This is a genomic window from Komagataeibacter xylinus NBRC 15237 (assembly GCF_001571345.1).
Classification (GTDB): domain Bacteria; phylum Pseudomonadota; class Alphaproteobacteria; order Acetobacterales; family Acetobacteraceae; genus Komagataeibacter; species Komagataeibacter xylinus.
In genome coordinates, this window is the sequence record NZ_BCTP01000071.1 from 1 (window position 1) to 9,241 (window position 9,241).

The window sequence follows — 9,241 nt, forward strand, 5'->3', positions numbered from 1 at the left end:
ACCTCGTCAAGCAGCGGCCCCAGCCTGCCCACATCGAAACGGGCCGATGCGGCAACCGCCACGCCAAACGTCCGCGACCGGGGCTGACCACCAAACCGCACGCGCTGCAGATAGAGGAACCGGGCCGCACGCTCCAGATCGGTCAGGCTGTCAGCGTTCATGTCCAGCAGGCGCTGGAACTCATCCCGGCTGGTCAGCTGGTATTTGAGCATGTCCATCAGCGCTTCGTAGTGCCGCTGGAGGATGCGAAACAGGTTCGAGACGTCACGGGAAACGTCGTTGATCACCTCGCCCTTTGCGCGGAACGGCCTGCGCAGGAAGATGCCGCCCATGCCGATGAAGGGCTCGACATAGGTGTCATGGGGCACCTTGGCGATGCGCTCTATAACGCGGGCCGCGAGGTTGCGTTTGCCGCCCAGATAGGGGGCAACAGGCGACACGGGAGTCGCCGGAATTTGTCTCTCGGACATATGAATGATACTCGAACGCCCGTTCCTTCACAGGAACCGGGGCGGGGGTTTCCCGTGCGCAGCACCACCTGCGCGGTTTGGTTTGTCTCTAGCAAACCAGCCCTCGCCCCCAAACCTGTGAGGCGAAGGAAACCGTCCGACCGGACTAAGTCCGGGCGTGATCGAGCAGAGCGCGCCCTATGCCGTGGCGCGCCTGCCTACCGAATCCATCATTTGCGTGAACCCGTCAAGAACGGGTTGATCAGGCCCGTGCGATATCGAGCGGCACCTGGCGGAAATCATCGTCCGGCCCGCTGCGTTCGTGGAAGCGCAGATACGACTTGGTCGAATCAATGCGGATGCTGTCGGAGATGGCCTGCATCGCACGCTGCCATTCCTCATCCTCGATATTGAGCCGACGCAGGCCCAGGATCTTGTCGGTGCGGATCTTGCCTTCCTTGCCGACCTCGAACGCATCCGTCACGATGACCTTGAGGTTCGCATCAGCGCCTTCCGACCAGCGCTCCAGACAGTTGTCGATCAGCGCCTTGGCGGCCTGCAGTTCCGGCCCGAACGAGATGGAATCACCGATTGCAATGGTGATCCGGCGGCGGCCGTCGAAGCTCATCAGGGTGATGTTGCCTTTCTGGCCCCCATAGCTTGCGCCATACTGCTCGGTAATGAGCGCCAGTGCCGTATGGATATTTTCCATCGAGGCCTGCCTGAACGACTTGAGCTGCTCGCGCAGCACGGCCGCCTCGGCAAAACGATCCTGCACCAGATCATCGATCATCAGATCCTGCGGCTTCACCTTGTCACGCGGCACAAGGCGGCCAGCGGAATCCTGCATGTAACCTTCCGGCACCATCACGCTGCCTCCCGCTGCGCACGACGCATGTTGGCCGCGCATTCTGCCGCGCGGTCGCTGGCCCAGATGCGGACACCAGGCCGACGGTCACGGCCCGCAATGCGGCGATAATGCGCGGCAGCGCGCTCCCAGACAGTGACGTCCGTTGCAGGCTGGCGCGGCTTGCGGCTTGGCTTCATGAGGCTTCCTTGATTCACAGGTGAGGGGAGCAGTGCGCCCAGCGCTACTGGTCCAGATATTTTCCGGCGCCATCGCCCTCGCGGACATGGCTGTATCGTGTCGTGGTAGCGAGCGAGGCATGTCCCAGCGTTGCCTGGACAACATGGGGCGGTGCGCCCCGATCCTGCGCGTGCGATGCGCAGGCATGTCGCAGCCAATGGGCTGACACGGCAGGGGACAACCCCGCTCGCTTCGCGGCCCTCTTCACTATGCGGTCAGCCGCTTTTGCATGAAGAGGGCCGCCATCGTGGCCGGGGACCACCGGCGCATCAGGCCGGCTATCAACTCGCAGCGCCACGAGCTCTTTCCATAGCTTGGCGGGCACCAGAACCGATCTGGTCTTGCCGCCCTTGCCATGGATACTGGCAATGCCGCCCTGCTGGCGGCGGGTCATGCTTCGCCACACGAGGCCACACGCCTCACGCAAGCGAAGCCCCATGACATACAGAACGCGCAGGAAGGCCCGCTTGCGGGGATCATCCTCCCCGTCAATCATGCTGGCCACTTCCTCCTGTGTGAGGATGCGCTCATGCAACGTGTCGTGCCCACGCTCCATACGGAACGCTGCGCCCACGTCAGCGCGCAGCATGCCCAGGCGTGCGCCGAACGACAGGAGCGATTTGACGGCCGCCAGCTTCCGCCGACGCGTAGCATCCGCGCATTCCAGACTGTCGAACCACGATTGTAGGTCCGCCAGCACGACCTCTTCCAGCAGCTTGCCGGTGAAAGTCAGGAAGGCGCGGGCATCGCGCTCGTAGGCATCGCGGGTGTTGTCGCTCCGGTTGTGCAGCCATGACCGGATAAGCATGTCATCCGCCGAGATATTGCGGGCAACCGGGGTCTTCTTGGCGGGCGATCGGGCACGATCTCCACTAACCATATGAAAAACCTACATTATCATCCCAAAAATGGGGGCCAAAAAACGGGGCATAACTACAGTTATGTCCCTGATTTCCGGGGCTTTCAGGAGTTATGTCCCGGCTCGCCACCGTAGGGCTGTCACATAAGACCGGGTTATGATCCCGGTTATCTGGCCCGCCACATGCCGATGCACAGCATGGGTTGAGCTACGATCCAGCCCACGAGAATGAGCAGATCGACGAACCGGGCGACCGGCATGGTGCTCAGCGTATGGATCAGATCGATCATTTCACTGCGACCTTGCGCTTCGCCGGCGGTGCTTTTTTGTCGACGGACCTGCCGTCGATTGCGGGCCTGAAAATAGGCGATGGCAGGCTTGGAACAGATCCATGCAAACACGAGTGCCGCAATCACCAGAAAGCGCCATGCGCTCAGATCATTCATCGCTTGTACCGATAGAAGCAGTGAGATAAAATGTACCAGTTTCATCCTCTGGTCCGTTCAGGGGTGGAACAGAAGGCCGTCGGTGTGTCAGCACCGGCGGTCTTCGCATATTGAGCCCGCTAGGCTCCGATGCGGCTGACCTTATCGATTCTCATGCACGTCTTTCAGGGAGAAGGATTTCCCCCTCTGGGCTGTCATCCCAGCGAAGGCGCACCAACGCGCCGGCCACGACTGCCCATCATCGGCCCGAAGGCCAGCGTGGATTTGACCAGGCCGGCAGGCATCTGTTCACTCTTGCGGGCCAACGCCTCCCGCCTGATGGCGGTGAGAATGTCGTCCATGGCCCTGGGCAGCATCCGCCCGGCGAAACGCTGGCCGCCACGTCGCACCCAATGGCTCTCCCAGCAGCGGGCGACCGCATCATGGTAGAGCACTTGGGAAGCCAGCGTGCTGATGCCGACATCCGCGCGGTGACGAGGGAAGGGATTCCATTCCAGCGGCACCAGGAACAAGCGCGATTCAGTCGTGGTTACGACAACGCCGTGCCGGTGACCGCGCACGACAATATCGCCGCGCGACAGGGTCGGCAGCTTTGATTCCATCTGATGGCTCTATGTTGGGAGTGCCCGAGCGGGCATAAAAAAAGCGTGGCATCCATATCTCTGGACCCACGCATAACGATAGTTTGCCATAAATGACTTAAAACCGTGGCACGGTCAACCCTTCCATAATGGTCCGGGCATTTCACCATAATGCTCAGCCAACTGCTCAAGCAGGAAGCAGACCGCGCCACTGGTGTTTTTCACGTCCCTATCAAGGCGTTTCGCCATGGCCGTGACCGACAGGCCATCAATCATCAGCAGCACCAGCAACTGCTCCCCGCGCGCGCCAATGCGCTGGCGGATATAGTCGCGGCGCGCGGCGGACCCCATGCGCCCGATCATGGCGTCATGAATGTCACCCCGTTTTGCACCGCGCTCCATTTCAGGATCGGTTCCGCCGAGCACGCCGATTTCGTAATCGGTTGCCCAGAACTGGGCAGCGCTGACCTGCCCCTCGGTAATGGCGCGCGACCGCAGCAGGCCATACAGCCCGGCGCACCGGCGCCAGACCTCGACAGGGCGGGATTTCTTGGTGAGCGCAACATCTACCTGCGCCAGGTCATGGTGCGCGATACGTGTTTCAGACGGACGAAAATCAGGACAGTAGGCGGCTTGCTGCGCGACTGGCGCCCGACGGCGGGAAAGGGCGGTAGGTGACACGCAAAACCTTTCAGTTGGTAGCAATCCCGGCATGCCTGTCTCTTTGCAAGGCCGCGCGTGGCGGAAGGATCAGGCCGTGGCCGGGAATTGATGGATAGTATAGACCGCGGGGAAGTGGTGAACAAACCAAAAACATGAAGCTGTCATCACCGCCTGATGGCAGCATTCCCCCGGCGGAAGCGCCCATTTCCATCGCGGGCCTGCGGCTGCAACTGGCACAACCGTCGCTGCATGACCGTGATCTCCAGTCGTGACCGGTCCAGTTCTCCGCTCAGGAAGCGGTTGGCCTGTCGCAGCGCTGTAATTTCTAGTCTCGCGCGGGAGAGGGGCCACAGCAGAAAACGGAACATCAGGCAGCCCTTTCAGAAGGCGAGGGGGTTTTTGCGGCCAGTTGAGGCGTGCGCCGTTTGCGCGGTGGCCGGGCGACATCGGGCAACCACCCGACCATGGGTGATCCCCGATGCCCTTTCTCAAACACGAACCAGGCGTAATCGACCGATCCGCCAGAGGCCGGGAAATCGCTCCCACCCGGCGGCATCGACATGCGCACGCTCGATACCCATAACCGGGCGAATGGCACTTTTGGCCACCACGCATGCCGCTTCTGGGCGGCAAGAAAACCAAGGCGCAGCACCACACAGACCCGATCACGCGCATGCTCCAGTGCCTGCTCGATAAACAGTTGCGCCTGGTTGTAGGGCGGGTTGGAAATCACGCTGTCAGGCGCATGGCGGGCAAGGCTTTCCCGGTAATCCATTGTTGCGACACCGGGCGCACGTGGTCGCAGGTCGGTGCCGATCGGCGTTACCCCCGCCACGTCGCCCAGCTGCGCCGGCACATTGCCCGCCCCGCAGCATGGGTCCAGCACTATGCCCGCGAACGGTCGCACCGTTGCCTCTGCCGCCACCAGTGCGCGAACGGCCCAGTCTGGCTCGACATACCAGTCGTCAGCAGCGCGGGCGTAGCCGGAATGGGCGTTCATGCGGCAATCGCCCGGCGCAGAAGCGCGCGCAGGTTTTTCCATGATCGCGAGCAGGATGGCGTGGAAGGGCCAAATATTGGTGATGCTGCACGCGGGTGGTGAAAGCGCAGATGCCCGTTGCGTGTTGTCGAGCATGCCCACCCGAGGCTTTCAGCCCAGGCAATCATGTCGCGCGTGCCCTGTCGAAACCGTATTTTCATGCTGCTGCCTCCTGCGGGCGATAGGCCTCCAGATAGTCGGTGAGGTTGAGCTTGACTGTGGGGCGCCCCAGGCGCGCCGCTTCCTCAACCCAAAGTTTTCTCGCGCGTCCATAATCACCCTCGCGCTGCATGATCGCGGCAAAGGCGCGGTGATCTGCAGCAAGATCGGTCCGTGCCTGCGCTTCCCATGCGGGCATGCCGCGCTCGGCGGTCTGCTCGGGGAGCTGCTCGGCAATCTGCTGCTGTGCCCAGGCAGCTCGCACGGGACTGTCAAAAACACCGGCATGGCGGGGGAACTGCCCTTTGCCGCGCATCTCGCCGGTCAGGTCACGGGCGGCCTGCACGATAACTGGCTCCGGTATCCCTTCCTGCAGCCATTTGCGCACCATGCCGATATGCCGGCCAATGGTGTCGCGCTCGAACCCGGCAACCTCCATCACCCGCACGACCGTCCGGTTCAGGATGTCGGTTGCAACGGTGGCGGCGGGTTTTGCCAGTTCGGTTTCGCCAGATTCAGATACAGAAGAAGGAATATTATTATCTGTATCTATATCTAGGGAAACCGAAGGAACCGGACCCGAAACCGAACCGGCGGAAACCGAAACCGGTTTCGGTTTTTGGTTTGGGTTTTCGGTTTCGGCATTGGGCACCGACCGCAGCAGGGTCAGGTTGCGCTGGCGGGCGGCTTCGTCAGCTGCCTGCTGGCGGCGGGCACGGGCCTGCTCCGGTGTCTCGCCCTTCCGGGTCCGCCCGCCCATCCGGCCATTGATCCGGGCCTGATACCCGCGCAGGGTTTCACCCGGCGGGATCTGCCCGGCTGCCTGCGCGGCCTCGAACTGCGCGGCGTTGGCGGCGCGTTCGGCATCATGGCATGCCTTCTCCTGCCTGCGTCGGGCGCGCAAGAGCAGGTGAGGGCTGTACAGCGCGCCTTCATCGTCGCGTGCGGCAAAACCCCATTGCACGATCACGGGCAGCGCCCGGCCCAGCACATCGGGCCGCTCGCATATGAAAGCCGCGATCTCGGCATCGGTCAGCACATGCGTCCCGCTGCGCAGGGCAACCATGCGGCTGGCCTTGAGGGCATCCAGTAGGGAATGCGCTACGCCGCGCGCCTCGGCGGGCAGGGAGCGGATCAGGCTCCAGGCAGGCACGGTAGTGGCATCAAAATCAGATACGACGGGCAGGGCGGTCATGACGGCTCCTGCCTTCCCGGCAGCAGCGGGCATGTCTTGCACTGCTCAACGCATTTGCGCCGCAGGCGGCGGATTTCGTCATGGGCCTGCCCCAGCCGTTCCCGGTCGCCCACAAAATGCAGCACGATACCGGCCATGCCGTCGCGCAGGGCATAGATGCGCACCCATATCAGGCTGATCGAGGGCATCTCACCACGGTCGTAGCGCAGGCCAAAATTGCGGCCATACTCAATGGCAACCCCGCGCGGTATGGTCATTCGTCCGGGCATGGCTTGCCTTCCTTTACCAGGCGGAAAATCTCGTCCCGCAGTTCGTCACACTCGGCCATCAGTTTCACCAGTTCCTCCCCGCGCGGAGCAGAAGTCCCGGCAATCCATTTCTGGATCGTGCGCGGGCTGCCTTCTATGTCTCGGGCAAGGGTTTTGACACCGTGCCTGACGCGCCCGTAATTGCGCTGCAAAACAGCGCTGAGCGTGTCGCGATAGGCTGCGGCGATCATAAAACGACTCTTTTGGGTACTTTGCGCGCGAGCCTTTTCCACAAAAATCCTCCATCATCTGCGATGTTTCGAGTCCAGATAACGAGTTTTGGGAAAAGGAGGCACAATGACGCGGCGCGTGTTCCATCCATCGTGGGTGACAGAAGGAGCACGTGCCGCATTTCAACAGATGGAAAAGTTGTCATGCTGACACTCCATCTTTCTCGATTTCAGCATGTTCCGCAGCCGAGGGCGTACGGAACACACGGGCCGCATGCTCACCACACCACACACGATTTACGCGCGCAGGCTGCCCGCAGAAGGCAGGCCGCGCGCCTGGGCGCACCGATCCCTCGATCCACTGGCAGGTTGCGCCCGCAATCATGGCGGTGGGTGATGGCCGGGTCATCAGAAGCCTACAGGCATCGTCCACTGGACGCTGGGCATTCCGCAAACAGTCTCCGTACGGAAACGGCAGCCCATCGCATGCAGAGCCATGATCATGACTTCCACCTGTGCAAAAATCTGCATGTCGCTCTGGCCAAGAGCCGCACGGGCTTCTGGCGGCAGGACAATGCAGGCTTTCGGCACGCGCCTGCCAATATCCTTCAGTTCGATGTGTCCGCCACCAATCATGATCAGTTCCATCATCGGGGTAACGGTTTTCACGGATTTCGCGATCAGGGCACGGTTTTCCGCTGTGGGGGGAAAGTGCCCATCAGCAGGCTGCCGGGCCGCATCCGATGCGTTTTCCTGGGCCGGTTCTGCCGCATCAGCCGCTCCAGCTTGGGGCATGCCCGTACGGATATATCCGTCAAACGCGTCAGCAAACGTAATCACGGCATCGGGGTCGCGGTCTTCGCCCGCCAGATGGCCAATCGCCATCGCGACGCACATGGCGCGTACCCGCTGCTCCCGGGGCAAAAATTCAAGGTCGTTCAACATCAGGACGATTTCCTGTTCAGGCAGTTGGGGGGAAACTGGGTTGGTGCCACCGGTTCAGGCGGCGCCTCGAAAGGCAGCATTCCGGACAGGTACTGCTCGAAAATGCATGCTGCCTTGACGATCTCCTGCGGGTCGCGCAGCCCGATGTTCTGGGCGCGCGACAAGCATTCGCGCCGCAGCAGGCCGGCCCTGCGGGCAGGCCACTTCCACGGCATGAACAAGGCGGACCAGAAGCCGGGGCAGGTAGGCTCTACCGGCTCAAGGTTGCGCGGAAAAAGGATGGGGCGCGGGGGCATCGGTGCTTTGGCCACGCTTATGCTGCCCCCCGCTGCTCGGTTGGTGCGGGAAGTTTTTCAGTATCAACCCGGCGGAAAAGATCCGGGCGGAGTTGTTCGCGCGGGATGCCTGTTTCTCGCTCAAGAGTGAGGAGGTGCTTGTCGGGAATGCGCTTCCAGCCCAGTACGGTTGCATGGGAGCGAAGCCCCGCTGCCGCGGCGACTTTTTTTGCGCCGCCGACGCGCTTTATGAGTTCTGCCGGTGTCATACAAAAATGTTAGCAATTCCGACTATCGTTCACAAGAAAGAAGTCAGAAGTTCCGACACGCGAGTTAGAAATATCAACCAAGATAGGTAAATGAACCCGGCAACCGATATGGCCACACGTCTTTCTGATCTGCGCTTACAGAAAGGGAAGGCCGAAGGTCGCAGAATTACCCAGCAAGAAGTTGCCGATATCGTAGGTATCGGTCGCAGCACATTAGCGTCTTACGAGAAGGGGCACGACAAGCCAGGTCGTGAGACGATGATCGCGCTAGCGCAGTATTATGGTGTTTCTGTCGACTTCGTAGCTGGCACGTCGCCGGTTAATTCTGACCTGTCTCCGCAAACGGTCGAGGATCCGGACGAACTGGCCCTCCTGAACCTCTGGCGCACCCTCAATCAGGACGAGCGGAACCTCCTTCTCATGCTTTTCGGGAAGGCCATCCGGCCCAACTCCACAAAAAATAGTGCTTAAGGGTTTCGCAAAATTTGTTCCCATCGTTCCCTCTTTGTTCTTAAAGAACGATAGCAGAACAATGGGTGCGGATGGCATACGGAATCTCGATATAAATTATTCGGCAACAGATGAATTGATATTTAGAGGCACTACATTATGAAGATGCGTGTACGCTATGTGTTCTGATATCGTAGATGACATGAGCAAGGCCACATTCACCATTGCGTATGATGGACCAGCGTTGAGAAATCACGCAATGGATGTTCGCGCATTGGCGCCAGCTCTGCTGGGATTTGGCACGCTTTTTGATGCAGCTAATGCAGCACTCAATGGCGATGATTCT

Annotated in this window: 16 protein-coding genes; 1 reads left to right on the forward strand and 15 read right to left on the reverse strand. The window is 60.9% G+C overall.

Annotation, left to right across the window (positions count from 1 at the left end; translation table 11 throughout):
• From GXY01S_RS15510 to GXY01S_RS17570, 15 genes are all read right to left on the reverse strand, one after another.
• Positions 1–440: DNA adenine methylase (locus tag GXY01S_RS15510; protein WP_255210472.1), on the reverse strand; the 440-nt coding region annotated here is incomplete at its 3' end.
• Between the two features lie 271 nt (positions 441–711).
• Positions 712–1,317, reverse strand: coding sequence for a DUF3164 family protein (locus GXY01S_RS15515; RefSeq protein WP_255210475.1), 606 nt, complete (start codon positions 1,315–1,317; stop codon positions 712–714).
• On the reverse strand, positions 1,317–1,496 hold the full coding sequence (locus GXY01S_RS15520) for a hypothetical protein (RefSeq protein ID WP_061276565.1): 180 nt from the start codon (positions 1,494–1,496) through the stop codon (positions 1,317–1,319). Before GXY01S_RS15520 ends, GXY01S_RS15515 begins: the two co-directional genes overlap by 1 nt.
• 44 nt (positions 1,497–1,540) lie before the next feature.
• Positions 1,541–2,416 (reverse strand): tyrosine-type recombinase/integrase, encoded by an 876-nt coding sequence (locus tag GXY01S_RS15525; RefSeq protein ID WP_061276566.1) that lies wholly within the window; start codon positions 2,414–2,416, stop codon positions 1,541–1,543.
• Between the two features lie 146 nt (positions 2,417–2,562).
• Positions 2,563–2,886, reverse strand: a complete 324-nt coding sequence (locus tag GXY01S_RS15530) for a hypothetical protein (protein WP_146222811.1) — start codon at positions 2,884–2,886, stop codon at positions 2,563–2,565.
• A gap of 149 nt (positions 2,887–3,035) precedes the next feature.
• On the reverse strand, positions 3,036–3,443 hold the full coding sequence (locus tag GXY01S_RS15535; RefSeq protein WP_061276570.1) for a hypothetical protein: 408 nt from the start codon (positions 3,441–3,443) through the stop codon (positions 3,036–3,038).
• Between the two features lie 114 nt (positions 3,444–3,557).
• Positions 3,558–4,103, reverse strand: a complete 546-nt coding sequence (locus GXY01S_RS15540; RefSeq protein ID WP_255210473.1) for a hypothetical protein — start codon at positions 4,101–4,103, stop codon at positions 3,558–3,560.
• A 349-nt stretch (positions 4,104–4,452) separates the two neighbouring features.
• The gene (locus GXY01S_RS15550; RefSeq protein ID WP_255210474.1) at positions 4,453–5,085 is read right to left on the reverse strand and encodes a TRM11 family methyltransferase; all 633 of its coding nucleotides are present in this window, start codon (positions 5,083–5,085) and stop codon (positions 4,453–4,455) included.
• Positions 5,082–5,285, reverse strand: coding sequence for a hypothetical protein (locus GXY01S_RS19100; RefSeq protein WP_110570465.1), 204 nt, complete (start codon positions 5,283–5,285; stop codon positions 5,082–5,084). The genes GXY01S_RS15550 and GXY01S_RS19100 overlap by 4 nt, the downstream gene beginning before the upstream one ends.
• Positions 5,282–6,478, reverse strand: coding sequence for a hypothetical protein (locus tag GXY01S_RS15555; RefSeq protein WP_061276579.1), 1,197 nt, complete (start codon positions 6,476–6,478; stop codon positions 5,282–5,284). The genes GXY01S_RS19100 and GXY01S_RS15555 overlap by 4 nt, the downstream gene beginning before the upstream one ends.
• On the reverse strand, positions 6,475–6,747 hold the full coding sequence (locus tag GXY01S_RS15560) for a hypothetical protein (protein WP_061276581.1): 273 nt from the start codon (positions 6,745–6,747) through the stop codon (positions 6,475–6,477). The genes GXY01S_RS15555 and GXY01S_RS15560 overlap by 4 nt, the downstream gene beginning before the upstream one ends.
• On the reverse strand, positions 6,732–6,977 hold the full coding sequence (locus tag GXY01S_RS15565) for a hypothetical protein (protein ID WP_061276583.1): 246 nt from the start codon (positions 6,975–6,977) through the stop codon (positions 6,732–6,734). Before GXY01S_RS15565 ends, GXY01S_RS15560 begins: the two co-directional genes overlap by 16 nt.
• Positions 6,978–7,364: 387 nt before the next feature.
• Positions 7,365–7,901: a hypothetical protein gene (locus tag GXY01S_RS15570; RefSeq protein WP_061276585.1), complete on the reverse strand. Its 537-nt coding sequence runs from the start codon at positions 7,899–7,901 to the stop codon at positions 7,365–7,367.
• Positions 7,901–8,212, reverse strand: a complete 312-nt coding sequence (locus GXY01S_RS15575; RefSeq protein ID WP_146222810.1) for a hypothetical protein — start codon at positions 8,210–8,212, stop codon at positions 7,901–7,903. Before GXY01S_RS15575 ends, GXY01S_RS15570 begins: the two co-directional genes overlap by 1 nt.
• A gap of 2 nt (positions 8,213–8,214) precedes the next feature.
• Positions 8,215–8,445 carry a YdaS family helix-turn-helix protein gene (locus GXY01S_RS17570; RefSeq protein ID WP_082770930.1) on the reverse strand — a complete coding sequence of 77 codons (231 nt, stop codon included), beginning with the start codon at positions 8,443–8,445 and terminating at the stop codon, positions 8,215–8,217.
• Positions 8,446–8,535: 90 nt separating this feature from the next.
• On the opposite strand from GXY01S_RS17570, the gene GXY01S_RS15585 reads away from it, so the two are divergent.
• A complete protein-coding gene (locus tag GXY01S_RS15585) occupies positions 8,536–8,916 on the forward strand; it encodes a helix-turn-helix transcriptional regulator (protein WP_082770931.1) in 381 nt (126 codons plus the stop codon).
• The last annotated feature ends 325 nt before the right edge of the window (positions 8,917–9,241 follow it).

What these genes read in the sequence shown, in the direction of transcription:
- GXY01S_RS15550 (WP_255210474.1), bottom strand. Translation starts at nt 5,085, where the DNA reads ATGAACGCCCATTCCGGCTACGCCCGCGCTGCTGACGACTGGTATGTC.
- GXY01S_RS15530 (WP_146222811.1), bottom strand. Translation starts at nt 2,886, where the DNA reads ATGAAACTGGTACATTTTATCTCACTGCTTCTATCGGTACAAGCGATG.
- GXY01S_RS15585 (WP_082770931.1), top strand. Translation starts at nt 8,536, where the DNA reads ATGAACCCGGCAACCGATATGGCCACACGTCTTTCTGATCTGCGCTTA.
- GXY01S_RS15520 (WP_061276565.1), bottom strand. Translation starts at nt 1,496, where the DNA reads ATGAAGCCAAGCCGCAAGCCGCGCCAGCCTGCAACGGACGTCACTGTC.
- GXY01S_RS15515 (WP_255210475.1), bottom strand. Translation starts at nt 1,317, where the DNA reads ATGGTGCCGGAAGGTTACATGCAGGATTCCGCTGGCCGCCTTGTGCCG.
- GXY01S_RS15570 (WP_061276585.1), bottom strand. Translation starts at nt 7,901, where the DNA reads ATGTTGAACGACCTTGAATTTTTGCCCCGGGAGCAGCGGGTACGCGCC.
- GXY01S_RS15560 (WP_061276581.1), bottom strand. Translation starts at nt 6,747, where the DNA reads ATGCCCGGACGAATGACCATACCGCGCGGGGTTGCCATTGAGTATGGC.
- GXY01S_RS15525 (WP_061276566.1), bottom strand. Translation starts at nt 2,416, where the DNA reads ATGGTTAGTGGAGATCGTGCCCGATCGCCCGCCAAGAAGACCCCGGTT.
- GXY01S_RS19100 (WP_110570465.1), bottom strand. Translation starts at nt 5,285, where the DNA reads ATGAAAATACGGTTTCGACAGGGCACGCGCGACATGATTGCCTGGGCT.
- GXY01S_RS17570 (WP_082770930.1), bottom strand. Translation starts at nt 8,445, where the DNA reads ATGACACCGGCAGAACTCATAAAGCGCGTCGGCGGCGCAAAAAAAGTC.
- GXY01S_RS15535 (WP_061276570.1), bottom strand. Translation starts at nt 3,443, where the DNA reads ATGGAATCAAAGCTGCCGACCCTGTCGCGCGGCGATATTGTCGTGCGC.
- GXY01S_RS15565 (WP_061276583.1), bottom strand. Translation starts at nt 6,977, where the DNA reads ATGATCGCCGCAGCCTATCGCGACACGCTCAGCGCTGTTTTGCAGCGC.
- GXY01S_RS15555 (WP_061276579.1), bottom strand. Translation starts at nt 6,478, where the DNA reads ATGACCGCCCTGCCCGTCGTATCTGATTTTGATGCCACTACCGTGCCT.